Here is a 26400-nt window from a genome sequence, read left to right as displayed (position 1 = left end):
AACTTGTACCCCGCTTAGTGCTGAGCGGATTCTTGCCGGACGATAAAAAGATAATTAAAAAAATATTGAAAGAAGGATAGGTTATAATTTAAATAAGCTAAAGCGTGTAACCCGATTATTTGGAACTATATTTCGGAGAGAGAGTATTTAATTATAATTAAAACCAGTGTGATAGTCTGTTATATCCTATGAAAATCAAGATGAATCAATTTAATGAATAAGAATAAATTCAATTTTATACTCATCGTAATTTTGCTATTTCCCGCAGTTCGCCTCTACGCGCAGGGAATTGAGGAATATTACGGGACGGTAAAAGACTCGAATACGAATAAAACAATTTCAAACGTAAACGTCTTCATAAAGAATTCAAATATAGGCACGACGACAGGGTCTTCGGGAAGTTATGTTCTTCAAATCGACAACCCGGACGCCCGAATGGTTATTGTCTTCCGGCATGTAGGCTATGAGCTGCTCGAAATTTCCATCGCTGATATTGATATTCCTTTAGACATATTCTTAACGCCGAGAGTTATACCTCTGTCGGAATTCAAAGTGAAAGGAAAAAGGATTACCGCCGAATATCAAAAGGATCTTCCTCATTCAATCTCGGTTATAGAATCTCAGGTATTCGAGTTACGCGGATTTGACGATATCGGCGATCTTTTGAGAAACGAACAAAGTGTACAGGTTGAAGATGATCTGAGCGGCAGGAAAACCATTTCCCTGAGAGGAGGAAACGCGGATGAGACAATAGTGCTCTATAACGGCATCAAGTTAAACAGCCTCTATAATAACATTGCGGACATTTCTCTTATTGATTTGCAGGACATCTCAAGAATTGAGGTAATCAGGGGTAGCAATACGGTGATTTACGGGTCGGACGCCATTGCAGGCGTAGTGAATTTAGTCCCCAGACTCGGCGAAGGAAATCACATAAGATTTAAACAAAAAATAGGGAGTTATGATACAGGACAGTGGACCCTCAATCTCAACGGGAACGCGGGCAATTTTTCAGGATTTTTGAGCGCAAGGCAGAGTTCATCGCGCAGACTTTTTTCGGGAGAAGCGGCACAGAATCCCGAACTGAAAAATCAATCCTCACATTATACGGCTAACCTTAAGTTTGATTTGGGCAGTAACGATGGTGGTGAGGATGCTATCTTTGCAACTGCATTGATAACGGCTCGGGATTACGAGAACGATAGAGACGAGGAATTATTATCTAACGACGAGCAGCTGTATTCAACCCGTTTTATCGGGGATATACCGGGATTATCGAATATCGAATTGAAAACGTATATAAAATATTTTGAGCAGATCCACGAGGTGAAAAGTAGTATAGGAACTTTAAGGCGTGAATTAAAGGAGGACTCATTCAATCTCGGAATAGAAAAGCTATTAAATTTGGGCAGCATAGAGCAGCGAATTGTGTACCAATTTGAGCGAGCAAACTTAGATTTTTCTGACATTCGGGATAATATACTTCTCGGAGGGACAAATAATCCGGGCATCGGATTGAACAGGTCGAGGCACGGATTCGTTTCAATAACCAAGTTCCACCAGAGAAGCAGTTCAGAAAGAGTAAACGTGACCGACTTCGACATCAGCTTCCGCAGGGAATATGTGCGTGATGAGGAGGATATAGCGCTTGCTCAAAAGGATATTTCGGATGGCTCTGATGCATATAATGACTCAGCTGATGAGACATCATACAAATTTTCATATATCATCGCCGGTAAATTTGAAAACGCATCTTATAACGCTTATATGACCTACGGCACAAATTTTAAATTCCCGACTCTGCATCAACGCATCAGTTCTATTTATGCCAGAAGCGCAGATGAGACTTCCATAACTTTTGAACCTGAAAAAGTTTATAGTAAGGAGATAGGATTAGAGTTATCGGGAGTTATGAAGGGCGATACTCCGTTGGATGGATGGAAAATAACAACTAACTTCTTTCAAAATGTCTACTATAATAAGATCCGGGCAACGTATATTTTGGGATCACCGATTCCCTTATTCGACAACGTATCAAGAGCAAAAATCTCCGGATTGGAAATTAACTCGGACAACTTTTTTTTCGAGGAGAAGTTCAATTTTGGATTAGGGGTCTCTAAGTATTTTATTTCCGATAAATCGGTATTCCCTTTCAAGTATGATTTTAAAGTTACATCGGATTTGGTTTTAAATTTCAGCGGAGTGTCGATTCATGTGATCCTGTTTAAAGAGGGGGATCAGATCGGATGGATAAGAGATGAATCTGACTTGCTGACAGAAATCACTCTACCTTCATATTCGAATGTAGATTTTCATTTAAGTAAGAGGTTCGGGTGGAAAAATTTCGATCTCGTTTCAAATATCAGTGCTTTAAATCTCGTTGAAAATGACCTGAGCATAGACGGGCTGGCTCTTCGCGACAGAAGATTCTATCTAAGTATAGGATTGGAATATTAAAATGATTTTTAACAGAATGAGACCATCCGGATTAACTTCAATTGGAGTATTCGGCGTATTGATGTTTATGCTGACGGGATGCACTGAAAATCCGTTTTCGGATGGAGATAAAGTCTCTGCGTCTCAGATCAGCGGGCAGGTAACTTTGAGCCATGAAACAGACTTCAGCGGCATATACGTTTGGCTCGAGGGATTCAATATAAGTACACTCACTGATTCCGGAGGAGAATTCACGCTCAGCTTACCTCCGCCGGCAAGTCAGAGCGGGGGTGAAGGTGTAAACGGCGATTTTAACCTGTATTTTTACGTCGCCAACTTCAGTCTTGACTCGGTGGGCGTTACAATTCTCAACGGTGATCTGGTCAAATCCACAGAAGAAATAGATGAAACGGGTAGTATCAAAGAAAATATAACATTGTCAAAACTGCTCAATGTTGAAGTAGCACCCAAACAAGAGTCTGCGAGCGCATCGGAATCGACAATTATACTTGTGGACGTAACTCTTACTTCCCCTCGCATTGATCCGGTTAAAACCGTGATGTTAAGGGCTGATGCAAGAAGCTCTTTGCCGCTTTCCGCATTGTTTCTAAAAAAGGTTGACACGCAAGAAGAAATAATAAAGATGGTTGATATCGGATCTCACATTAATTTAGTGAATTTTATAGATAAAGATCTGACATTGACCTACGAACTGAGATTTGATTTATTGCCGGGAGAGCTACCTGCAGGTGAGTATCAGATCATACCTTACGTCATGGTGGGTAATATGAATCCTCCCGTCGAGCTAATAAATAGTCTGGGGGACGATGTACATGAATATCACGCCGACTTTCTAAATTTGCCTTTTAAGCGTTCCGGCGGAGAATTTATTATTTTCGAGTGATATGAACTTATTCGTTCTTGCCCTGAGCTTTTACAAATAGAATTGCTTCATCTGTCCTTAACGCTACATTCCAATTTCTGTTACTTAATAGCTTTTCAACCTGTGGACTTTCAGGTTCCAGCATGATCAATTCGTGATCGTATTTACGCAGAAAATCTGACGAGGCGTTTTCGCCAAAGTAGAAATCGAAATATTCGGTTAGAAATTTCTCCGGGTAAGCTGTATCCAACCTGCCGTCTATGCATATTTTAATATCAGGGTAAAGTTCATATGTAAGATATTTACCCCAATTGAACGAATTGAGGAGGTTTCCCTTAATGTTATTTCCCTTCAACCACCTGACATGCTCAATCGGATAAAAATCGGGCGGCGGATAAATCGTCATAGATGACGGGTACCCGATAACGTGGGGTAGGAAAACAATCAGTAAACAAGGCGCGATTATCATAATTCTTTTTAGCCGGGAAAAGAGAGCAAAACTGTTTAGGAATTTGCCTGTCACGTTATTGAGACTCTTAGCGTATCGGCTGAGATAATTGTCGAAAAGAATCGGCAAAATGAGCGCGCTTGAGATGCCGAAAAAAGGGATGTGTCTGAAATACCGAATTGACATTAAAAAAGTGATCATCGCCAGCAACGTCGGAAACGGTTTTATTTCTTTTCGCCACAAAAACGAAAGCGGAATGACGACCGCGAAGAGGATTTTAAATATCAGGTAATTCCATGTAAACAGCGGTAACGGCTGCCACTCGGCTATCATCGATTTATCTGTTGCCAACTCCGTCCAGAGCTGCGCCGGAAGATCGAGACCATAAGGATTGATAAGCAAGAAAATCGGTAAACAGAGAGAAATAACGATTAAGGGGGGTTTGGTTAGTGGTTGATCACCATCTTTTTGAAAGAGTTTGGTAATGACCCAAAGGTAAAATATTCCGTAACCGGCGATGACTCCCCCGTGAAGATTGACCCACGGAATAAATATCGCTGAAAGTAAGAATATCATTTTCTTGACGTTGTAGTTGGAATAAAGTATCCATAATAAAATAGATGTGAAGAGATAGGTGAATATATGTGCTCGCGGGTGAGAGGCTGCCTGCAAAAACCCGGATGAAATAACGAGCGTGAGAAATCGCGCTAACGGGTGGATGCCGGGATAGATTTTTTTTATTGTGGAGTTTAAAACCCCGATAATTATCAAAAATATTGTGATCTTTAGAATAAGAATCCCGCCACTTCCGAACAGGCTGTTTAGCGAAGCAAAAATAGCGCTTGTGAGCCATTTGTGATTTACCCAGGGGTAATCCGGATATGTGTAAGAATACTTATTGACGGTCGGCATGGAACCGCTTTCTAAAATCTCCTCGCCATAAGTGAGATGTCCGAAAAAATCCGTATCGGCTTCATTTAATGAAAATAGGATGACTCCCAGTCCAAGGCTGACTATAAGTACTAAATCAGGTGTCTTTTTGGTATCGCTCACGGTCTAATAAATGAAAGTGATGATTTTGAAGCAAGATTTTTTATTTCGTACTACAGGACGTATCGAGCGTCTATCAATAAGTTAAATGAAAATATCACCGAGTTGTAAAATTTAGCCCAGCCATTCAGAGGCTGTGTAGAAACGGATTTCAAATGAAAAAAACTGTTGAAACAGTTTGCTTAAGTGTGACTCATCTACAACCCCTCGACCAATCGAGGGGTTAATAAGATATTGAGATTATTAGTCTTAGGGTATCATGAACCCCCGATTTTAATCGGGGGATAGCAAATCGCAAATCACACCCATACAACCGCTTTAACGGTTTGCGCAAAGCCTCAAAATGGCTGCGAACTGATAACGTCACAAAACTCAGGGCGTTCACGCCCTTGCAATAGGCACAGATGAGACAACGCCGTGAACGGCGTAGCAGATTTTCGGCGGACAAATCTCCACCCAGCCATAAATGGCTGGGCTATAGGGTGGGGAATCAACATGGAAACAACTATCACTCGGATTTGCATGACATTTTGGGGGAGGTTCAGCATGATTAACACTTGACATACTTTTAGAATGAATATATATTACTGACCGTACATGGATGGGCGATTAGCTCAGTTGGTTAGAGTGCCACGCTCACATCGTGGAGGTCACTGGTTCGAGTCCAGTATCGCCCACATGAACGAGAAAAATTGAGGTTGAAGATAAGCAAAAATAAAATTATTGGAGACGGTAAGTGAGGTCACCGGAAATTCGGAGACCATCTATAATGCCTCTTCGAAAGATAAATCTGCATTCAAGAATGCCCCTTAGCTAAGGGGTATTTTTTTTGACGTGAAAGTAAAGGATGTAACTAAAATATTGAATGAGTGGGCGCCGGAGGATAGCGCATCGGAATGGGATAACGTAGGGTTGCTGATAGGATCGGACGAAGAGGAATTAACCGGGATATTAGTTGCCCTCGATGCTACCGAAAGGGTTGTGGAAGAGGCCATAAGCACGGACTCTAATTTAATTATTTCACATCATCCGATAATATTCGAGCCTTTAAAAGCATTAAGGAAAGAAGAACACCCTGCGTCTGTAATCTACCAACTCATAAAGAACGATATTTCACTCTATACAATGCACACAAATTTGGATGCCGCTGCGGGTGGTGTGAACGAGGAGCTGGCAAACAAGTTAGGGCTTGTGGATATCGAACCTTTAAATTCTGATGCAGCAGGGCGGTATGGTAGAATCGGAAAGCTTGATACGGAGTTGAGCTTAAGCCAGTTTCTTGAAAAGATTAAATCGGTACTCAATGTAGAGGCGTTGACTTATAGAGGTAATCTGGACAGCGCTGTCAAAATAGTCGCCATCTCTTCAGGCTCAGGAGGAGCATTTTTGGAGACTGCCATTGAGAAGAACGCTGATGTATTTGTCAGCGCTGATTTCAAGCACAGCCATTGGCTTCAGGGAGGCGAGAGGATCGCCCTGATTAACGCAGGGCATTTTGAAAGTGAACGGGTAGTTATACAGCCGATAAAAGATTACTTAGAGAACAGGATTGATTTCGGAAAAATACAGGTTAGAATATCGGAATCCGAATCAAACCCGTTTGTTTTATTCAATGGAAATGCGAACACATAATAAATTGCAAAACAAGAAAGAGTCATTTAGGAGACAGTAATGCGGGAAGTATTGGAAAAGTTGATTGAGTTACAAAACGTTGATTCCAAACTAAACGAAATCGAAGAGCTTCGAGGCAGCTTGCCTCACGAAGTTGAACAATTGAAAAACGATCTTGGAGGGACGCAAAAGTCTTTAGAGGAAAGCGGCAGCCGTATCGAGGAAATTGATTCGCAGATAAGAGATATTGAAGGAAATATTGCGCAGGCAAAACAAAAACTGGAAAAATATAAAGAACAGCTGTATGCTGTGAATACGAATAAGGAATATGACGCGCTCACGCATGAGTTGGAAGCGATGCAGAACGCAATCCGTGAGAGTGAAAATCAGATACTTGATCTGATGGGCGAAAAAGAAGAGAATGAAGAAACAAACAAAAACTCCAAAGCCCTGTTAGAGGAAATTCAACAGGACCTTGAAACGAGGTCAAAAGAGTTGGACCTGAAAATCAATGAGACAAAGAGCTCCGAGACCGAATACCTGAAAAAAAGGAAAAAGATCGCTCCAACGATTTCAAAAGCGCTATTTTCAAAATATGAGAAGATTAGAAATGCAAAGAACGGTCGAGCAGTAGTTCCGGTAATTCGAGGCGCATGCGGAGGTTGTTTCCACAGCCTTCCGCCTCAACTTGTAGTAGAGGTTAAAAAGATGGAAAGAATTATTAATTGCGAAGCATGCGGCAGAGTACTGATACCGCATGAGGCAGTTGCTGAAAATTAAAATTAATGCTTCAAGCAGGCCGGGCGATCGCCTCTTCCCGATTTCGGGGAGGGGAGGAAAGTCCGAACTCCGTACAGAGAGGTGCTCTCTAACAGAGAGGTTTCGCGAGGAACGGCAAGTGCAACAGAAAGAATACCGCCGATTTCCGATTTTATCGGAAAGGTAAGGGTGAAATGGTGGTGTAAGAGACCACCAGTTCCGGGGGTGACTCCGGAAGCTATGTAAACCCCACCTGGAGCAAGATCAAGTAGGAAAGCATGCGTATCTGGCGCTTATCCCGGTTTACCGGGATAGCTTTTCGGGTAGATCGCTTGAGCGGTGCGGTAACGCACCGCCCAGATAGATGATCGCCATCCCGGTTTTCCGGGAGACAGAATTCGGCTTACAGGTTTGCTTGGAGCAATGATACTTCAAATGCTGGTTACATATGGATAAAGTCTGGACCTTTCCTACTCTTGATGAGAAGAGTATATCATCGTTATCGAAGGAGACCGGGCTCTCCGATTTAATAGTCTCCATACTATTGAACAGGGGGATAGAAAACTTAGAGCAGGCAAAATTATTTTTCAATCCGGAAGAGGAACACTTTCACGATCCTTTTTTGTTAACGGATATGTCAAAAGCAGTCGAGATTATCCAAAGGCATATTGAACAGGATAATCACATGCTGATTTACGGGGATTACGACGTAGACGGGACTACAGCGACGTCAATAATATACCTGACTCTCCGTCAAATGGGTGCCCGGATTACGTACTACATCCCGGTACGCAGCGAAGGTTACGGGCTTTCAGCAGGTGGGATAGAATCAGCCAATCAGGTGGGTGTAAAACTTATTATAACCTGCGATTGCGGCATCACGGCGCATAGTGAAATCGAGCTCGCAAAATCATACGGCATAGACGTGATAGTGACGGATCATCATGAAGTTGTCGATCACCATCCCGATGCGCTCGCGGTGATCAATCCGAAACGCCATGACTCAACTTATCCCTACAGAAATTTATCCGGCGCCGGCGTCGCCCTCAAATTAGCTCAGGCATTAAAAAAGAATCAGAATCCTGATAATTGGTATTCAAGGGAGCTATATGATCTTGCTGCTCTCGGAACCGCCGCTGACATTGTGCCTATGACAGGTGAGAACAGGGTCATAGTATCGCTGGGTCTTCCGGAAATCTATAAAGCGAAGAGGATAGGACTCAGGGCTTTATTAAAATCATCGGGATTCAGAAAGCAGCGAATGACCGTAAATGACATTGTGTTCCTGTTTGGTCCGAGGATTAACGCAGTAGGACGTTTGGGAGAAGCAAGGGAGGCTGTAGAGCTTTTTATTTCGAACGATATGGAGCAAGCGACTAAATTAGCGAAAAAGTTCGAGAGATTAAATTCCGAGAGACGGGTGATAGATCAGAAAACCTATGAAGAGGCGGAGCAACAACTGCTTGACCGGTATAATCCCGATCAGCTGTTCGGCGCGGTACTATACGGCGATAAGTGGCATCAGGGCGTAATAGGGATCGTAGCGTCTCGGATAACTGAAAAATATTACCGTCCGTCGGTGATGATCTCCCTTGATGATGACGTTGGAAGAGGTTCCGGAAGGAGCATACCGGGAGTCAACCTGCATGAAGCGCTGACTGAATGTTCCGATCTCTTATTAGGATTCGGGGGCCACGAACAGGCGGGCGGACTCACTATCGAAAAATCAAAAATTCAGGATTTTGTGGACAGGTTCGATGATGTGATCGCCTCGCGATTATCCGAAGACGTGATGACTCCAAAAATCACTATTGAAGGTGTTATAAAATTTAAAGATATCGATAAAAAGCTCCTTGAAATAGTAGAACGTCTCGAACCATATGGTCCCGGCAATAAACACCCGATATTTGTATCTTATGGTATTGAATCGGCATACAAACCAAACATTGTTGGGGAAAACCACCTGAAGATGAAAGTCAAACAGGGCGGAGTGGTTTGGGATGCGATCGGTTTTAACATGGCGGAGGACCTTACAAGAGTATTAAATCCGCCCGAGGAAGGTTTGAAAATTGCATATGTTATCGAAGAAAACAGTTGGAACGGTAACACCAGCATTCAATTAAATTTGAAGGATATTCGGTAGATGGGCGGAAGGATTGATATAGAACAGACTAAGCAAGCAAAATGAAAAAGTATACAACGACCATTAAAAAGAAATCAAAAGAATACCTATCCCGGAAAGCCCACTTCGAAGAGTTGTTGGAAGAGTTGAATTCAAGAGCCGAAAAGACAAAAACACATGAGAAATCGCGCGAGGAACGGCTTATTAAAAAGGGTAAATATCCCGCAAGGGCAAAAATAGACCAAATACTCGATAAGGACGCAACCGTTACGGAAATAGGCTTATTTGCGGCGGACGGTATGTACGAAGAGATAAAGGGTGGCTACAAATCGGGGGGTGTGATAACGGTAATCGGCGAGGTGTCGGGAAGAAAGTGCGTGGTCATCGCAAATGATCCGCTCGTAAAATCCGGAGCGTGGGTTGAAATAACGTGTAAGAAAAACCTGCGGGCGCAGGAGATATCTATGGATAATCACCTGCCGATAATCTATATGGTCGACTCTGCAGGCGTAAACCTGGAACGGCAGGCAGAGATATTTCCTGACAAGGAGCATTTCGGCAGAATATTCAGGAATAACGCTAAAATTTCCGCAATGGGGCTTCCGCAAATATCATGTGTATTCGGATACTCTGTGGCGGGCGGAGCATATCTACCCGCTATGTCCAGTGAATTGGCGATGATCACTTCGAATGCGAGTATGTTTCTGGCAGGTCCGTTTCTCGTACGTTCCGCATTAGGGCAGGAAGTGGATATGGAATCGCTCGGGGGCGCTGAGATGCATAACGCCGTTAGTGGTGTCGCCGATTATCAGTTTGACACAGAGGAGGATGCGTTTAAATGGATTCGGGAACAAATGTCGCTGATAGGCAGGGGAGAGCGGTTAGGGCTCGACAGAATTGACGCTCGAGAACCTTCGCTCGACCCTGAAGAGCTTTTGGGAATACTCCCGGATGACTCGAGCGGAAAATACGACGTCGGTGAGATAATAGCCCGGATAGTTGACGGAAGCGAGTTTGAGGAATACAAAGCGAAGTACGGAAAGACGATACTGACCTGTTTCGCACGACTCGGAGGATTTTCTGTCGGTATAGTGGCGAATCAGGGGAAGTCAGCCAAGAAGGAGATGCCTCCCGATCATGCAGGGAAGCCGCAGCAGCCTCAAATTCAGATGGGCAACGTCATATATTCCGATTCGGCGAATAAGGCTACCAGCTTTATTATGCTGTGTAATGAACGAAAAATTCCTCTGATTTTTATGCATGACGTAACCGGATTTATGGTAGGGACAAAGGCGGAAAATGAGGGAATAATCAAGGACGGAGCCCGGTTCGTAAACGTTCAGGCAAACTCCGTAGTACCCAAGTTCAGCGTAATAACGCGGAACTCTTTCGGTGCGGGGAATTACGCCATGTGCGGAAAAGCATACGACCCGCGTCTGATAGTGGGATGGCCCACGATGAGGCTTGCCGTGATGGACGGCGGAATAGCCGCAAATACGGTTCTTATGACCAAAAAGGGGCTGAGCGAGAGCGAAAAAAAGGAATTTCACGAGAAGTTAAAGAAGAAGTATGAAGAAGAGATGTCTCCTTATTACGTCGCCGCGCGCATGATGCTCGACGCGATCATAGACCCGCGGGATACGAGAGAATTGTTGATTCAGGGACTCGAAATGGCAGATCACAATCCTGAAATGAAAAATTACGTTACAGGTGTTTTGAGGACGTAATGAAACAGCCGATAAGGATTGCAAACGCCGGCGGCTTCTGGGGCGATTCGGTGGACGCTCCCGTTAAGATGGTCAGGGGAGGACCGATAGACTATCTGACGATGGATTACCTCGCTGAGGTGACTATGTCTATCATGCAGCGGCAGAAAAGTAAAAACCCGCTGGCGGGTTACGCAAAGGACTTCATCGACGTCATGAGAGAGCTGTTTCCCGACGTTGCAAAGAGGGGCATAAAGGTCATCACGAACGCTGGCGGCGTAAACCTCGATTCCTGCGTCGAGTCATTAAAGGCAGTCGCAAAAGAGTCGGGAGTTTCCGGGTTGAAGATAGCTGTTGTCAGGGGAGATGACATTTTAGACAACATTGACGAACTTATCGGAAACGGCGCTGACCTGTCGAACATGGAGTCAGGGATGCCCTTGAAAGAAATTCGGGAGAGCATAGTTTCGGCAAACGTCTACCTCGGCGCCGCCCCTATAGCGGACGCTCTTGCGCAAGGAGCGGATATAGTCATAACCGGGAGGGTTACCGATACGGGGTTGACGCTTGCGCCGATGATACATGAATTCGGATGGAATTCCGAAAACAACGACCTTCTCGCAGCCGGAACAGTTGCAGGGCATATCCTCGAATGCGGCGCACAAAGCACAGGCGGCAACTATACCCGCTGGTGGGACGTACCCGCATACGCAAACATAGGTTATCCGATAGTCGAAGCATTTGATGACGGCTCGTTCGTAATTACGAAACATGAGAATACGGGGGGGCTGATAAACATAGAATCGGTAAGCGAACAACTGCTTTACGAGATGGGAGACCCCACCAATTATATCACTCCCGACTGCGTAGCCGACTTCACGAGTATCAGTTTAGAAGAGGACGGGAAAGACCGCGTCAGAGTAACTGGAGTAAAAGGGAAGCCTGCGACGGACAGTTACAAGGTATCCGTCAATCACTTCGTCGGATATAAAGCTTCAGGAAACCTGACGATTTCGGGACCGTTTGCGGTCGCGAAAGCGAAAAAATGCGCCGAGATAATATGGAAACGGCTTGAAGATGCCGGATGCAAATACGAGGAAACAAGCACAGAATATCTTGGTCTTGATTCGAGCCACGGTGAGATAAATCAAATGCCGGAACAGGTAAATGAAATCGTCCTCCGGCTTGGAGTCCGCGACAATGACAAAGAAGCGATCGAACGGTTCGGAAAAGAACTGGCGCCGGTCATAACGAACGGACCGCCCGGCATAACCGGTTTCGCGGGAGGCAGACCGAGAGCGCAGAATATTTATGCCTACTGGCCCGCTCTTATAAAAAAAGAGTTAATTAAGCCGGAAGTCAGCATAGAAACGCTTTAAAGATGAAAAAACTGAAATTATACGAGATAGCGCACGCCCGCTCCGGGGATAAGGGAAATTCGAGTAACGTCGGATTGATAGCTAAAAAGCCGGAATATTATGATATTATCAGGGAATCGGTTACAAACGAAAAAGTTAAAGCGCATTTCGGGAATATTGTGAAGGGCGACGTCGAACGGTATGAGCTGCCTAATCTTCTTGCGCTCAACTTCATACTGCACGACTCACTCGGCGGCGGCGGTTCCCAGTCGCTTAAAAACGATGCGCAGGGGAAAACGCACGGGCAGGGGCTGCTTCTCATGGAGATAGAGGTAGCGGATGATTTTGACGTGGAAGAGGACGAAAAACGACCGGAAATATAGGGATAATGAGTTTTCGCAATATTTTTGGGGATATTAACCGCAATTCTATAGCAAAGTGAGCCGCTAACCAAGCCACTTTCCTCTTGCTCAATATGGTGTATCTATTTAAGTTAATCGTTGTTATTACCTGACAAATTACAAATACGGGATATTTTGTGGGAAAAGAGGATATACGCTCGCTCATAGATGAGTTGAGTTCACCGCTTGACCTTTCTAACGGGTCGGTGGGCATAATTCTTGCCGCAGGACACGGCAAGAGAATAAAATCCGAAAAGTCAAAGATGCTTCATGAGATCTGGGGCGTACCCACCGTAGTTCGTGTCAGGGCTGCCCTCGATGGGGGGCTTGACAATTCCGCACAGATAGTTGTAGTCGGGATCAAGGCGGAAGAAGTGGCGAAGAGTGTCGGGAAGGATGAAAACCTCAAATTTGTTGTGCAGGAAGCACAAAGAGGGACGGGGGATGCCGTCAAAATAGCGATGGAAGCGATAGACGGCGCCGATTTCAGCGGTGATGTTTACATTGTCCCGGGAGATATGGGTCTGATAGATGAACATACGATCAAGAGCTTCAAAGAATCCTTCGAGACATCGAAAGCGGATATGATGGTCCTTACGGGAGAGTATGCGGGAGATCAAAAAAACAATCAGTACGGAAGGATTATCAGGGTGCCGGAAAAATTTGATGACGGAAGTTCAGCGGGGTCCCTTGCGGGGGAGGTAGCTGAAATAAAGGAATACAAAGATATCCTCGCCATGAAAGATGACGAACCCTATGAAGTGAAACATAAAGGGAAAATATTTGTCTTGAATAAGCAGGATATGCTCAATCTGTCTGAGTTCAATACCGGAGTTTACGCATTTAAGAACGGTTCTCTAAAAGAACATTTAGAGCTTCTGACTACTGAAAACGTTCAAGGAGAATTATACGTAACGGATCTCATAAAGATATTTAATGAAAACGACAAGAAGGTACATGCCGCCAATGCGAACGACAGCAGACTGGTTGAGGGATTCAATCTTAAAAGTACATTGCGGGAAATGGAGGCAATAGCGAGAGAAAGGGTGTATGAAAAACTCAAGGATGTGATCACGATCGAGGACCGGTACGACTTTTTCCTCTCGGATGAAGTTGTGGATAGGATATTTGAACTCGACGAAGCCGGAAAGGCGGGTGACATCCATGTACATAAGGGAGTATCGCTCGGGCCGGGTGTACATCTCTCAGAAGGAGTAGAGATTTGCGACCACTGCCAACTTACCGGAACGGTATACATCGGACCCGGAACGAACCTCGGAGAAAGAGTGTTGATGAGTAACTTTCCCGGACAGGAAATAAAGATAGGCGCAAACACAACTATACTTAACGGAAATGAAATAAAAGGTGAAGTTAAAGTCGGCGATAACTGCGTTATCGAGTCACGCGTATTTATTACAGGCAGTAATGAATATCCGGTTGAGATCGGTGATGACGTTCATCTTCGCGGTGTAACATATATATTCGGGAGCATAATCGAAAGCGGTGTGAAAATCACTCATTCTGTTCTTAAACGCAAGCTGGTCAAAAAAATATCAGAAGACCAAAACGGCGAAAAATCTTCAAAAGTAAGGTTTATTCTTCCGCCAACCGAGGGTGAAGAGGCGGTTACCGATCTTTGAGCAACGCTGAAGTCACTGTCGTACAAGATTCTTTCATTGCCGAACTGATCCTCAACAACCCGCCGGTCAATGCCTTGAATGCGGAAATGGTAAAGGAGCTGACGGCATCATCCGCGCGGATCAACAGTCTGATTCAGAAACGAGAAGTGAGAGTAGTTTTGCTTAGGGCTGAGGGTAAGCATTTTTGTGCGGGAGCAGACCTGAAGGAACGGTTGTCAATGGACCAATCAGATGTAGTTCCGTCAGTTAAACGTATCAGAAGCGCGATCAACGAGGTTTGGTCTTTGAAGGTTCCCGTCATAGCCGTAATTCAGGGTTCGGCGCTGGGAGGAGGTCTAGAGCTCGCCCTCGCAGCTGACATACGAATTGTGGCGGATAATGCGCGACTCGGTCTTAAAGAGGTAACAATTGGAATCATGCCCGGCGCCGGCGGTACTCAAAGGCTCTCACGGATGGTTGGCATCGGCAGAGCGCTCGAATGGATCATGACGGGACGCGATATAACGCCTGAAGAAGGGTTGCAATCAGGGCTGGTCAATGCTGTTGTGCCTGAAGAGAACCTGCTCGAAAAAGCAAGGGAGATGGCGTCTGTTATAGCCGGTAACGCTCCTGTGGGAGTTCAGGCGGCAAAAAAAGCTGTGAGAGAAGGTTTTGACCGAAATTTTGAGGATGCGCTCGACGTAGAATGGACCGAGTACTTGAAAACCGTTCCGACACAGGATCGGATCGAAGGGCTGAAGGCGTTTTCGGAGAAAAGAAGCCCAAAGTATAAAGGCTATTGAAATTTCCCGCTGCTTGAACAACACCTGATATATGCCTATATTGTTCTCAAATAACGACTAACCTGGATAATAGAAATGGATTTTTTCACAGACGATCATACAAGAAATAGATGAACAGGAAAGATTTCCCGTTGAAACAGTGGAAAAGATGAACGAGCTCGGTCTGATGGGGATTCCATTTTCGCCTGAATATGGCGGTGCCGGGATGGACTATGTATCATACGCAATTGCGGTGGAGGAGTTGGCAAAAGTATGTGTTTCAACTTCGATCACTTTAGCCGCGCATATCTCTCTCGGTGTCGGTCCTATATATAATTTCGGAAGCGAGGAACAGAAGAAAAAATATCTCCCGGCTTTGACGAGCGGAGGGAAGCTGGCGTCTTTCGGTTTGACCGAATCTCATGCCGGAAGCGATGCGGCAGCGGCACGAACGGTAGCGGTAGCGGATGGGGATGAATTTGTAATAAACGGCTCGAAAGTGTTTATTACCAATGCAGGATTTGCCGACACGTTTGTAATATTAGCGTCTACGGGGAACCACAACGGCAAAAACGAGCTCACCAACTTTATCGTTGAGAGTGGAACTCCCGGATTGATTATCGGACCGCCGGAGAAAAAGATGGGTTGGCGCGGCTCCGATACAAGGTCATTGACTTTCGAAAATTTGCGGGTACCGTCAGAAAACATTCTCGGGAAAAAAGGTGAAGGGTTCAAACAGTTTATGAAAACGCTTGACGGCGGCAGAATCTCGATTGCCGCTTTGAGCTTAGGTCTGGCGGAAGGTGTCTTCGAGATGTCCTTAAAGTACTCAAATGAGCGGAGGACATTCGGGAAACTGATAATTGACCACCAGGGCATAGGATTCAAGCTGGCTGATATGGCAATGAAAATAGAGGCGGCGCGGCTCTTGGTTTACAATAGCGCTAAGATGCGGGATGAAGGAAAAAATATTATAAAAGTATCGGCGATGGCGAAACTCTTTGCTTCCGAATTAGCGATGTCAGCGGCGAGTGAGGCTATTCAGATACACGGCGGTTACGGATATCTGAAAGATTTTCCGGTTGAACGGTTTTACAGGGATGCAAAGGTTTGCGAGATCGGCGAGGGGACTTCGGAAATTCAACGAATTATCATCACAAGGGAATTAAAGAGGGAACTCCAGCAGACTTAATTAGTATAATTCTCCGGTTCTAATCGTATATGGCAGATAAATCTTCAAAAAAAATCGACATGACAGTGAGGCTGGGCACTATTATAGTATTGCTTGCCTCAAGCCTGTTCTTTTTCCCTCGTGAAAAATCCCTCGAATATGCATACGAAGTACATCAAATTACGACTGAAGAGATTATCGCTCCTTTTGATTTTCCAATATTAAAAACCAAAGGCGAACTTGAAAAAGACCGTGCGGAAGCGCTTGATGAGATCTATCCGCTGTTCATACGGAAAGATGATTTGATGCTTGTGCAGCTCGATCAGATGGACAGATTCTTTGAGGTCCTTATTAACACGAGAGAGGCAAAAACAGCTTACGGAAAGAACCTCGCAACAAAAGTGCTGAGTCGATCAATTATTGATTCTGCGCTTATTAACAGGCTGAAAGCGGATTCCCTGAAATTGTTCGGGCTTGTAGAGATCGCAAATCGGGATTTCGGATTCGATTTATCGAAGAAGCGGTGGAATTTTCTCACTGACCCGACCAGACAGTCGTTCGGAGGTGTTGATGTGCTGCAAACTTTCAGAGCGAACGTTGAGAGAATCGCGCGGGATTTGTTCAGAGAGGGAGTGTTGGATATCCCACTGGATGAGATACAGAAACAAAAGATAGCCGTATTGGAAAAGGGTGAGGAGATACTCGGTGATAAGGGTTATTACATGAGCCATTCGGATGTCACGTTACAAGCGGAGATCCGTCTGAAGGCGAGCCTCGGGGTTGAAGAAGGTGATGAGGTGGAAATCGGGATCGGAATATTGCGAAAATTCATAAAGCCCAATATTATTTACGATGTCGCAACCACCGAAGGACGTGAGAGAGAAGCGATAGCCAAGGTTCCAATCAGCCGGGACATAGTCCGATTGAATGAGAGAATTGTTGATAGGAACGAACGGGTGACTCCTTTGATAAAACAAAAACTCGAATCGTTATATTCGGAAAAAGCACGGCGGGGAACCGCAGAAGGGGGTATAGTAACCCTGCTGCCTCAAGTCGGTCGAGTATTACTTGTATCCGTTATCCTGTTTTTCTTCGGCGCATTTATAGTAGCCTACCGCCCTCAGATTTATAAGGATAACCGGATGATTCTTTTAATCGGCTTCATTTTTCTCTCCCATCTGGCTTTTTCGTCACTTGTTATTTACAGACTCGGGCTTTCTGAGTATCTGATTCCAATAGTGATCGCTTCTATGGTTTTAACGATTCTTGTCGATGCGCGAATAGCTTTTATAGGAACTGCCACCCTTGCCCTCTTAATCGGCGTAATCCTCGGAAATAAATTGGATTTCGTGATCGTCTCTATCTTTGCGGGAACCGCATCCATATTTTCGGTAACGCGATTGAGAACCAGGAGCCAGTTATTCAAGTCGTTTGTTTACGTCTCGTTCGCATACATTATCGCTATAACCGCAGTAGAGATATTGAAATTTAGTAGTCTTGATGTCCTATTAGAGAGCTATGCCTGGGCGATGGGTAATGCTCTCCTCTCTCCTATAATCGTATATGGAATAATCGGTTTTCTCGAGATCGCTTTCGGGATAACAACCGACCTGACTCTGTTAGAGCAATCTGATACAAACCGACCGCTTCTCAAACAGCTGGCAATAAAGGCTTCGGGAACGTATACGCATAGTTTAGCGTCCGGAAACCTGGCTGAAGAAGCAGCGAATGCAATCGGCGCTAATTCGCTTCTTGCAAGGGTCGGTTCATATTATCATGATATAGGTAAGATGAACAAGCCTGAATATTTCGCGGAAAATCAGAGGGGAGCGGATAACAGGCATGAGATGCTGCGTCCGAATCTCAGCGCCCTGATACTTTCATCGCACGTTCGGGATGGAATTGAGCTTGCAAAAAAGCACAAGGTTCCTGAAGCGATAATTCAATTTATCACCTCACATCACGGCACAATGAGGATGGAATATTTCTATAAAAAAGCAGTTGACGCCGCCGGAGATGACAGTGTGGTGAATGAAATGGATTTCAGGTATCCGGGACCGAAACCGGTAACCAAAGAGTCAGGAATAGTGATGCTGTGTGAAGGTATAGAAGCGGCGACAAGATCAATTAAGGAAAAGACCGTAAATAGAATTCGGGATATGGTTGACTATATAGTTAAATCACGGCTGAATGACGGTCAACTTGATGAATGTGACCTGACCCTTGCGGAGATCAGAAAGATGAAAAAAGCGATCTTACCGATCCTGATAGGGATGTATCACGTCAGAATCGAATATCCTGAAGATGAGGAAGAATCCAAAGAGGAAGATAAATCCCGGCAGCATAAAGAGGAAAGCGGTATGAGCCCGGCAAAAGGCGAAAAAATTGGGCAGGTTGATGGACCGGGCACTTAACGTAGAAGGACTGGAATATGTCGATGTCGAATCCGACCAACTCCAATCAGTGATGCAATCGGTTCTTCAGGGGGAAAAAAAAGAATATGATTCCGTGTCGGTTCTATTCGTTTCGGACAGTGAAATAAAAAAGATAAACAAAGATTACATGGGGCATGACTACGCCACGGACGTGATCACTTTTCCGCTCAATGATGAACCGGAGAAGTTAGAAGGCGAAATTTACGTCAGTTATGAAACAACCAAAAACAATTCACTGGACTATAACATTTCGCATTCAAGAGAAATATTGAGAGTTGTTATTCATGGGATTCTGCATTTGGCGGGATACGACGATTCCACAGATTCACAAAAAGAAGAAATGAAGAGAAAAGAAGACCATTACCTTCAACTTGTAGAAATTACGGTGGATTTGAAGTCGGAAAATGAGAGGCACTGACCTTCTGGACGAATTTTTCTGGTATAAAATAATTGTCTTAGTTCTGCTGTTGATTTTGTCCGCATTTTTTTCGGGAAGCGAGACGGCGTACTTTTCCCTAAAAGAATCAAGATTGAAAGCGCTCTCCAAAGAAGGGGGTAGGCGTTCCAAAAGGCTTTTGAAGCTTTTAAAGGAGCCCCGGAAGCTGCTGCTGACGATTCTGACCGGAAACACTATTGTAAACGTTACAATAGCAAGCCTTGCAGCACTTTTAGCCATTGATATCGCTATTGCAACCGGAATAGACAGGGATATCGCGGTGTTGATCGAAGTCATAATAGTTACCGTGATAATACTCATCTTCTCGGAGGTTTCCCCAAAGCTCGCTGCCTTCAGACACGCTGAAAAAATTGCCAGGTTTTTCGCGCTTCCGTTATCTTTCTTCCATACGCTTCTTCAGCCGGTGGCAAACATACTCTACGGGATAACGAATTTTGCTCTGAAAATGCTCGGGATCGAGAAGAGGAGGATCAATCTTGGAGAGGAAGAAATAAGGGCTCTCGTGGATATGGGAGAGGAAAAAGGTACGCTCGAAAGAGATGAGCGGAAGATGCTCCATGGAATATTTGAATTAGGCGATACGTTAGTCCGCGAGATCATGGTACCGCGAACGGACGTAACGATGATATCGGTAGAGTCTGAAATCAGTGAGGCAATAGCAACCATAAAGAAAAGCGGATATTCACGAATACCGGTTTACGGGGAAAGTGTTGATGATATCGAAGGGATTTTATATGCCCGGGATTTAATTCCGTATCTCGATGAAAATGAGCAAAAGAAACGGATTTCCGATCTGTTAAGACCGGCTCATTATGTTCCGGAGACTAAAATGGTCGACGAGATGCTGCGGGAATTTCAGGACAAACGGATAAAGATCGCTCTCATAGTAGATGAATACGGTGGTATATCGGGTTTATTGACCCTTGAAGATATCCTCGAAGAAATCGTAGGTGAGATTCAGGATGAGCATGACGATGAAAAGCCTATATTCAGGAAAACCGGCGAAAACAGGTTGAGGGCGGATGCGAGATGGGATCTCCACGACATGGATGATGAATTAGGCTTGAATTTTCCTAAGGGTGAAGGGTATGATTCGCTGGGAGGCTTTCTGTTTCATCAGTTCGGAGAGATTCCGGGCGAAGGGGACGTGATGACTTACAAGGGGGTTGAGTTTAAGGTTCTCAAGGTTAAATCTAATAGGATCATGACCGTAGAGATCGATACTTCAGGCATAATCGATAAGGACGATGAGGCTTAGATTACCATCGCCAGTAGCCCATCAGCGAGAGCGGTTCCTGTAAGTCGTTTTCTATCAGCATCTCTTTAATTTCTTCGTCCGAGTATAAATTTGCAATCCTCCCGGGTTCATCTGCTATCCTGAGAAGCGTAGTTGCGGCAATAACCGCTGCGTTGTTCAAATAAGTCTCGGATGCTTTATCGAATGTATCTCCCGCGCTGTGGTAGTAGCGCCACATACTTTCGTCTAAGTCCGCGCGGATGTTCATCGCCGGTACTCCGGCAAGCATGAATGACTGATGGTCGCTGTGCAATCCGGCTTTCGACGTTACTTCGTCGGGTTTCATACCGAATCCCTTTAAATCAGCGGCAAGATCCGTAAGGAACGGCAGAGCCTCTTCATGTCCGTGAACGTTGAAACTGTAAGGGTTTCCAATCATATCCATGTTCAGCATCATGACTATATTCCCTAATTCTCCCGAATGCCGTTTGACGTAGGCTTTCGAGCCGTAGAGTCCGAACTCTTCACCCATGAACAATATGAATCTGATTGTCCGTTTCGGCTTGGCGTTGAGCGTCGATAATACCCGTGCCGTCTCAAGCAGCGTAACAGAACCCACCCCGTTGTCAATAGTACCCTGTCCGAGATCCCAGGAATCGAGATGAGCGCCCACTATCACGACCTCCTCGGGGAGTTCGCTGCCCGGAATTTCAGCGACAACGTTGTGCGCATGCGTCTTCTTCGTTTTATTTTTCATTTCTATCTTGAGTTTTAAATCCGGATTATCCTTCAGGTACCTTCTAAGCCATGAACCATGTTCGGAAGAGACGCTGACAGCAGGGATACTGGCGTATTTTCCAATGCTGCAAGTACCCGTACGGGGCAGGTTCCCGGGAGCGTTGGTTATGAGAACAAATCCCGATGCGCCGTACTTGGTTGCGAGTTCCACTTTCTCAATCCGGTGCACCGGCCTCTTGCCGGGGAGTGTTCCAACCTCGGCAAGGACAATTTTTCCGTTTATTTCGTTTTCTTTTGCGGCGAACTCGTCAGGATGTCCGTATCCAACGTCGATCACGTAGTCCGTTATCTTCGCTTTTGCGGGTGTATTGGCGAGGGCTGCCGATGATAGTTTCTTTTTTCCCGGTTCGGAAACTTCGACCTTTAGAGAGCCTCTTTCCCATCCGAGCATCTCAAAGCGTTCGAAATGCGGGTTGACTAAGCCGTAAGATTTGAATTTCGCAAGCGCCCACGCTTCCGCTTCATATCCCGATTTGGTGCCGGATACCCTTCCTCCGATGTTATCGGAAAGATCCCGGAGATTGGCGTACGCCTCGGAATTATAATAGACTTCCCCGAATATCATGCGATAGATATCTTTATCGGAAGCGGATAGCGTAGAAAAGAGGCTTAATGTGATTAAAATAGGAATAACTAAGCGGGTAAGAACAATTTCATACATGATTTCTCCGGATTTGATTTCTGATTCAAAAGTTATCAAATGCGAATTTCACAATCAAGAGAAAGCCGATTGGACTCTAATTAGACGCTTGAAATTGACAATTCAAAAAAATATATTACATAAAGGATGGCTGCTGATCCAACATAAAGATCGGTCGGCGGCTTCATCCTTTTATTTATTTTGAGAAAGGTGCCAGATGTCGGAAAATCGTGATTCAGAGAGCTATACAGGAGAGTTTTTACGCTTGATAGAGATAATGCACAGGCTTCGCTCCGAAAACGGCTGTGAGTGGGACAGAGCTCAAACTCACGAATCGTTGAGGCAGTATTTGATTGAAGAGGCGTATGAGGCGGTTGAAGCCATAGATAAGTCAAATATGGACCTGCTCAGGGAAGAGCTCGGGGATTTGATGCTGCATGTCATTTTTCACGCTAAATTAGGGGAGGAATCGGGTAGTTTCGACATACTCGACGTATTGGAAGGAATAAACGATAAACTCGTTAGAAGGCATCCTCATGTCTTTAACGGCGGCGATAAGAAAAGCCTTGACGAGATTAAAATGGGGTGGGAAGAAATTAAGCGTTCCGAGGGAAGGGAATCACTGCTCGAAGGGATACCTGATACGCTGCCCGCGTTGCAGCGTTCCTTCAGACTTCAGGAAAAAGCAGCGAGCGCCGGATTCGACTGGAAAGATATCTCCGGCGTTTGGGATAAGATATCCGAAGAGATAGAAGAACTGCACGAAGCAATTGAAAACGACGCTGAGATCGGTATTGAAGAGGAGATAGGCGACCTTCTTTTCAGCATTGTCAATCTCTCCCGTTTCATAGACGTCAACCCGGAAGATGCGCTGAGGAGATCAAGCAGGAAATTCGAGGAGAGATTTAAAGGGATTGAAGAATCTGCAAAATTGGAGGGGAGAGAAATAAACGAGTTATCGCTCGATGAGATGGATAAAATCTGGGAGAGCAATAAGACCGGGAGAGAGAAATGAGCGACAGATATTTCTTTAAGCAGGAAGTCTATGACGAATTGGTGGAACAGCTCCGCTCGATGAAAGGTCCTGAGAAGACACAGGTTCAGAAAGATATTTCAGCAGCGAGAGCTCAGGGGGATTTGAGCGAAAACGCTGAATATCATGCCTCGCGGGAACGGCTTTCGCTGCTCATGACCAAAATTCAGGACTTGGAGAGTAAACTTGCGAATTCGGAGGTGTATGACCCGAAAGACCGTCCGAAGGGTAAGATATTCGTGGGGTCGAACATTACTATCGAAAACATCGATTCGGGTGTGATACTCGAGGGGGAAGTAGTCTCGATGCCACTCTTCAAAAACGACGTAGTAGAGATCTCTACTAAATCTCCGGTCGGAAAAGCGATTCTTGGTAAATCAGTCGGCGACAAGGTGACTGTCAAATCGGAGAGAGGGACGAACAGATGGCTTATCAAAAAAGTGGATTGAATGTTGCAGTCAGGGCTTGCCCTGGCTCCCACTTAACGAGATTCTTCGTCATCCCGATGAATCGGGATTTCTCAGAATGACATCAATCTTTACGATGTGGCGCAGTCACCGAAGGTGCCTGCGTTGCCTGTGCGGGCAGGCCCGTTAAAATGGGAGGGTTATTAAACCCTCCCCTACATATCCTATCGGAGATGGTGTTGCTGAAGTAAAAGGGGAGCTTTTAGCCTTCCTCAGATTGGCAAGCGAAAAAGCTAACAAAGGGGTTAGAATAGCTGGTTGAATATTCTCAGGAATGGGATAGGGGAGTGGATTGGACGGTGGAAGAAGGTTGAAAGACTAATATTCACCCAATCCTTTAGAAATTAGGCGTTTAGAGTTTCTATCGCTGAGGTAATTCCATCTAAAAGCGCTCATATGTCCGTTTCGTGGCTAAGGCCCTTGCTATATGCTTCTACTCGCCCTCCTTGACCTCGATGATCTCGTCTGCGACAAGGCCGTGGGCCTCACGGTGTACTGCCTCAGCCGCTTCTTTGTTCGGGGCCTCGCACAGACAGAAAATACTGCCATCGTCTTCGTTGAACCAGTATTTCAGATACTTCACCCCGTGCTTCTCCTGAACCTCGAGGTCCTTCTTGTGGGCCCCTGCGACCGCTTCGGCAGTCAACCCTTCCACACCTTTGTGAACGTCCATATAGAGTGGCATCTTGTCCTCCTTTCATTCCTGTTTTCATCGGGTTTCGATTGTGCCGCTTAACTGGATCCACCCTTGCTAACGAGCGGAATTTCACTAAGCGGCTTAACTACTGTTTATATAAAATTATCAGTTGACTCGTTATATTGATATTTTCCCCATCTGTGAATGTAATATAACCAATTACCGGCTAAATTTCAAAATCATTTAAATAGTTCTGGCAATGCCGATACTGTTAGACCATGTAGCGAGACTGATGTGAGTATTCGGGAGGTCTCAAACGTCTCTTCGGTATTTACCTATACCGCTTCCAATCCAGCCCGACATCAGTCTGGCCTGGCATCGGTCGGACAGGCCCCGACGCCATCAGGATTCTCCGTTATGCTGTCAGAGCTTGGTTTGATACCCATGAGGATTTATCTTTGTTGTAGGCGCAATTCATGCTTACCCCGAAGAAAGCGGGGAATTGCCCACGGACAACTCCTGAGTTGTCCCTACATATCCCATCTTCGACGGGATAAAAGTCCCCTCCTTTATAAGGAGGGGAAAAAAAGGCGAAGTCCCGCAGTATGCGGGGGGTGGTTTCTTATTAAGAAATAGTCCTATTGCTCCCCTCTAATAACCAGCCAGAACATTGTCCGGGGGGGTAGCTCCAAACGGTCACCTAAACCTTTAGAAATTGGGCGTTTAGAGTTTCTTCCGCTGAGATAATTAGACTGAAAATAGCTTAGACACATCCGCTGGGTTCTCCCGAAGGGACTCCTTTGGAGGATTCCCAGACTTTCCCGCAAAGCCTCAAAATAGGTAAAAGTCAATAATAGAGTCAATAGTACCCTTGTAATCCCCTATTATCGGGGATTTTTCCAAGTGTTGTTTTGTGTTGATTCATGTTGTTTCATGTCTTTTTGTGAGCTTTAGGTGGGCACGCTACGGTCACACTAAATAACTTTCAATAAGGATTAAATTGGTTATCATTTATCTTGCAGGAAATTACTTAAAGAGCTATCTTATAACCTTGCTTTTTAAAATCACATTCAGATATTTAAAAGGATATTGAATGCCATCTGAGCCCAAACGTAAACTCGTAGCCATCATGTTCACAGATATGGTGGGTTATACAACCTTGATGCAAGAAGACGAACCCATGCTTTGCAAAAAACTCGGAACGGCAGCTCAAGAAGAATAATAAAAAGGAGAAATATAAATGTCAGATAATGGAAAAATATTGGTTACAGGAGCAACAGGAAACGTAAGCAGTGCTTTGATTACTAATCTTGTAGATAGGGGAGCGAGTGTTAGAGGTCTTGTCCGGGACGAATCGAAGGGACAATCGCTAAAGGACTCGGGCGTAGAAGTAGTTATCGGAAATCTCAATGATCATGGCAGCATCGAAAAAGCACTTGAAGGAATTGAAAAGGTCTTCTTACTTACTCCTGTTGGAGAGGATGCACCTCAGCTGGCAAAAAACGTAATTGACACGGCTCTGAAACAGGACAGCCCATATATAGTGAGAATGTCAGCGATTGGAGCCGCTTCTGATGCTCCTTCTCGTAACGGCAGGGTTCATGCAGAGACTGAAACCGACTTGAAAAATTCCGGCTTACCATATACAATACTTAAACCACATTTCTTCATGCAGAATATTATGATGGCAGCTGAGTCGATTGCCTCTGAAGGAAAAATATATATGCCGTTCAAAGATGGTAAATTAGGAATGATCGATATTAGAGACATTGCTGATGTTGCGGCAGTTATCCTTACGCAAGAGGGGCACGAAGGTAAAACGTATACTCCTTCGGGACCGAAATCAATTTCACTTTCCGATGTTGCTGCCGCGTTTTCTTCTGCGCTTGATAAAGAAGTCAATTATATAGACGTGCCGATGGAAGCTGCGGATGAATCGCTTTCAGGCATGGGTTTGCCCGATTGGAATAAGTCGGCATACCTTGAGTATTTCCAAGCATACAGCGAAGGTTGGGGAGATTATACGTCAAACGACGTGGAAGATATAACTGGCAATCCTCCCCGCTCGATAGAAACTTTTGCGAAGGATTTTGCGCAAGTATTCGGCGGATGATAATTTCACACTGGCAATAGTGCGAATTTCGTCCAGACGAGGAAAATTGTGTTGTTGAAGTAAAGTAATGCTCTGAATCTTAATCCAGGGCTAATCCGGGGCTAAAATCTGGTATTATCAGTAGGTTACTTGAATAGGCTAAAAGGCTTAAACAAAGCCCACTACAGGCGGGCTTGTTTTGTCTATAAATTAAGTATGATGTAGATCCCGGTAGAACTCCCAATAATGGCAATGATT

General features: G+C 44.9%; 20 protein-coding genes, 1 tRNA gene and 1 other RNA gene. 19 read left to right on the top strand and 3 right to left on the bottom strand.

Annotated features, from left to right (window positions below):
• Nucleotides 1-213 precede the first annotated feature (213 nt).
• Both IID12_03695 and IID12_03690 read left to right on the top strand, forming a co-directional pair.
• On the top strand, nt 214-2457 hold the full coding sequence (locus IID12_03695) for a TonB-dependent receptor plug domain-containing protein (protein MCH8288197.1): 2244 nt from the start codon (nt 214-216) through the stop codon (nt 2455-2457).
• Between the two features lies 1 nt (nt 2458).
• Nucleotides 2459-3340: a hypothetical protein gene (locus IID12_03690; GenBank protein MCH8288196.1), complete on the top strand. Its 882-nt coding sequence runs from the start codon at nt 2459-2461 to the stop codon at nt 3338-3340.
• A 7-nt stretch (nt 3341-3347) separates the two neighbouring features.
• On the opposite strand, the gene IID12_03685 is transcribed toward IID12_03690, so the two are convergent.
• Entirely contained in the window at nt 3348-4820 is a 1473-nt protein-coding gene (locus tag IID12_03685) for a hypothetical protein (protein ID MCH8288195.1), read from the bottom strand.
• A gap of 600 nt (nt 4821-5420) precedes the next feature.
• Here IID12_03685 and IID12_03680 point away from each other — a divergent pair.
• From IID12_03680 to IID12_03615, 14 genes are all read left to right on the top strand, one after another.
• Nucleotides 5421-5494: transfer RNA gene (locus IID12_03680), tRNA-Val, on the top strand.
• 157 nt (nt 5495-5651) lie between these two features.
• Complete coding sequence (locus IID12_03675) at nt 5652-6449, top strand: Nif3-like dinuclear metal center hexameric protein (protein MCH8288194.1); 798 nt, start codon at nt 5652-5654, stop codon at nt 6447-6449.
• Nucleotides 6450-6488: 39 nt separating this feature from the next.
• The gene (locus IID12_03670) at nt 6489-7208 is read left to right on the top strand and encodes a hypothetical protein (protein MCH8288193.1); all 720 of its coding nucleotides are present in this window, start codon (nt 6489-6491) and stop codon (nt 7206-7208) included.
• An 11-nt stretch (nt 7209-7219) separates the two neighbouring features.
• An RNA gene (rnpB, locus tag IID12_03665) (RNase P RNA component class A) lies at nt 7220-7609 on the top strand.
• 26 nt (nt 7610-7635) lie between these two features.
• The gene (gene recJ, locus IID12_03660) at nt 7636-9330 is read left to right on the top strand and encodes a single-stranded-DNA-specific exonuclease RecJ (GenBank protein ID MCH8288192.1); all 1695 of its coding nucleotides are present in this window, start codon (nt 7636-7638) and stop codon (nt 9328-9330) included.
• A 41-nt stretch (nt 9331-9371) separates the two neighbouring features.
• Nucleotides 9372-11036 (top strand): acyl-CoA carboxylase subunit beta, encoded by a 1665-nt coding sequence (locus tag IID12_03655; GenBank protein MCH8288191.1) that lies wholly within the window; start codon nt 9372-9374, stop codon nt 11034-11036.
• The gene (locus tag IID12_03650) at nt 11036-12394 is read left to right on the top strand and encodes a DUF1446 domain-containing protein (protein MCH8288190.1); all 1359 of its coding nucleotides are present in this window, start codon (nt 11036-11038) and stop codon (nt 12392-12394) included. The genes IID12_03655 and IID12_03650 overlap by 1 nt, the downstream gene beginning before the upstream one ends.
• A 2-nt stretch (nt 12395-12396) precedes the next feature.
• Nucleotides 12397-12756, top strand: a complete 360-nt coding sequence (locus IID12_03645; GenBank protein MCH8288189.1) for a hypothetical protein — start codon at nt 12397-12399, stop codon at nt 12754-12756.
• A 155-nt stretch (nt 12757-12911) separates the two neighbouring features.
• The gene (locus IID12_03640) at nt 12912-14414 is read left to right on the top strand and encodes an NTP transferase domain-containing protein (protein ID MCH8288188.1); all 1503 of its coding nucleotides are present in this window, start codon (nt 12912-12914) and stop codon (nt 14412-14414) included.
• Nucleotides 14411-15196, top strand: coding sequence for an enoyl-CoA hydratase/isomerase family protein (locus IID12_03635; GenBank protein MCH8288187.1), 786 nt, complete (start codon nt 14411-14413; stop codon nt 15194-15196). Before IID12_03640 ends, IID12_03635 begins: the two co-directional genes overlap by 4 nt.
• A 148-nt stretch (nt 15197-15344) precedes the next feature.
• Entirely contained in the window at nt 15345-16367 is a 1023-nt protein-coding gene (locus IID12_03630; protein MCH8288186.1) for an acyl-CoA dehydrogenase family protein, read from the top strand.
• A 29-nt stretch (nt 16368-16396) separates the two neighbouring features.
• A complete protein-coding gene (locus IID12_03625; GenBank protein MCH8288185.1) occupies nt 16397-18760 on the top strand; it encodes an HDIG domain-containing protein in 2364 nt (787 codons plus the stop codon).
• The gene (ybeY, locus tag IID12_03620; GenBank protein MCH8288184.1) at nt 18744-19199 is read left to right on the top strand and encodes an rRNA maturation RNase YbeY; all 456 of its coding nucleotides are present in this window, start codon (nt 18744-18746) and stop codon (nt 19197-19199) included. The genes IID12_03625 and ybeY overlap by 17 nt, the downstream gene beginning before the upstream one ends.
• Nucleotides 19186-20496, top strand: coding sequence for an HlyC/CorC family transporter (locus IID12_03615; protein ID MCH8288183.1), 1311 nt, complete (start codon nt 19186-19188; stop codon nt 20494-20496). The genes ybeY and IID12_03615 overlap by 14 nt, the downstream gene beginning before the upstream one ends.
• A gap of 1 nt (nt 20497) precedes the next feature.
• Here the strand turns inward: IID12_03615 and IID12_03610 are convergent, their stop codons facing one another.
• Complete coding sequence (locus IID12_03610; GenBank protein ID MCH8288182.1) at nt 20498-21934, bottom strand: M28 family peptidase; 1437 nt, start codon at nt 21932-21934, stop codon at nt 20498-20500.
• A 196-nt stretch (nt 21935-22130) separates the two neighbouring features.
• Here IID12_03610 and mazG point away from each other — a divergent pair, with 196 nt between their 5' ends.
• A complete protein-coding gene (gene mazG / locus IID12_03605) occupies nt 22131-22928 on the top strand; it encodes a nucleoside triphosphate pyrophosphohydrolase (GenBank protein MCH8288181.1) in 798 nt (265 codons plus the stop codon).
• The gene (locus IID12_03600) at nt 22925-23395 is read left to right on the top strand and encodes a GreA/GreB family elongation factor (GenBank protein MCH8288180.1); all 471 of its coding nucleotides are present in this window, start codon (nt 22925-22927) and stop codon (nt 23393-23395) included. The genes mazG and IID12_03600 overlap by 4 nt, the downstream gene beginning before the upstream one ends.
• Before the next feature lie 451 nt (nt 23396-23846).
• On the opposite strand, the gene IID12_03595 is transcribed toward IID12_03600, so the two are convergent.
• On the bottom strand, nt 23847-24098 hold the full coding sequence (locus IID12_03595) for a DUF4242 domain-containing protein (protein MCH8288179.1): 252 nt from the start codon (nt 24096-24098) through the stop codon (nt 23847-23849).
• 1192 nt (nt 24099-25290) lie between these two features.
• Here IID12_03595 and IID12_03590 point away from each other — a divergent pair.
• On the top strand, nt 25291-26163 hold the full coding sequence (locus tag IID12_03590; protein ID MCH8288178.1) for an SDR family oxidoreductase: 873 nt from the start codon (nt 25291-25293) through the stop codon (nt 26161-26163).
• Nucleotides 26164-26400: the final 237 nt, after the last annotated feature.

It is taken from the genome of Candidatus Neomarinimicrobiota bacterium, assembly GCA_022567655.1.
Lineage (GTDB): Bacteria > Fidelibacterota > SORT01 > SORT01 > SORT01 > JADFGO01.
This window is presented reverse-complemented; position numbering and strand designations above follow the sequence as displayed.

What these genes read in the sequence shown, in the direction of transcription:
- IID12_03655 (MCH8288191.1), top strand. Translation starts at nt 9,372, where the DNA reads ATGAAAAAGTATACAACGACCATTAAAAAGAAATCAAAAGAATACCTA.
- IID12_03650 (MCH8288190.1), top strand. Translation starts at nt 11,036, where the DNA reads ATGAAACAGCCGATAAGGATTGCAAACGCCGGCGGCTTCTGGGGCGAT.
- IID12_03625 (MCH8288185.1), top strand. Translation starts at nt 16,397, where the DNA reads ATGGCAGATAAATCTTCAAAAAAAATCGACATGACAGTGAGGCTGGGC.
- IID12_03595 (MCH8288179.1), bottom strand. Translation starts at nt 24,098, where the DNA reads ATGCCACTCTATATGGACGTTCACAAAGGTGTGGAAGGGTTGACTGCC.
- ybeY (MCH8288184.1), top strand. Translation starts at nt 18,744, where the DNA reads ATGGACCGGGCACTTAACGTAGAAGGACTGGAATATGTCGATGTCGAA.
- IID12_03600 (MCH8288180.1), top strand. Translation starts at nt 22,925, where the DNA reads ATGAGCGACAGATATTTCTTTAAGCAGGAAGTCTATGACGAATTGGTG.
- IID12_03645 (MCH8288189.1), top strand. Translation starts at nt 12,397, where the DNA reads ATGAAAAAACTGAAATTATACGAGATAGCGCACGCCCGCTCCGGGGAT.
- IID12_03630 (MCH8288186.1), top strand. Translation starts at nt 15,345, where the DNA reads ATGAACGAGCTCGGTCTGATGGGGATTCCATTTTCGCCTGAATATGGC.
- recJ (MCH8288192.1), top strand. Translation starts at nt 7,636, where the DNA reads ATGGATAAAGTCTGGACCTTTCCTACTCTTGATGAGAAGAGTATATCA.
- IID12_03590 (MCH8288178.1), top strand. Translation starts at nt 25,291, where the DNA reads ATGTCAGATAATGGAAAAATATTGGTTACAGGAGCAACAGGAAACGTA.
- mazG (MCH8288181.1), top strand. Translation starts at nt 22,131, where the DNA reads ATGTCGGAAAATCGTGATTCAGAGAGCTATACAGGAGAGTTTTTACGC.
- IID12_03670 (MCH8288193.1), top strand. Translation starts at nt 6,489, where the DNA reads ATGCGGGAAGTATTGGAAAAGTTGATTGAGTTACAAAACGTTGATTCC.
- IID12_03690 (MCH8288196.1), top strand. Translation starts at nt 2,459, where the DNA reads ATGATTTTTAACAGAATGAGACCATCCGGATTAACTTCAATTGGAGTA.
- IID12_03615 (MCH8288183.1), top strand. Translation starts at nt 19,186, where the DNA reads ATGAGAGGCACTGACCTTCTGGACGAATTTTTCTGGTATAAAATAATT.
- IID12_03610 (MCH8288182.1), bottom strand. Translation starts at nt 21,934, where the DNA reads ATGTATGAAATTGTTCTTACCCGCTTAGTTATTCCTATTTTAATCACA.
- IID12_03695 (MCH8288197.1), top strand. Translation starts at nt 214, where the DNA reads ATGAATAAGAATAAATTCAATTTTATACTCATCGTAATTTTGCTATTT.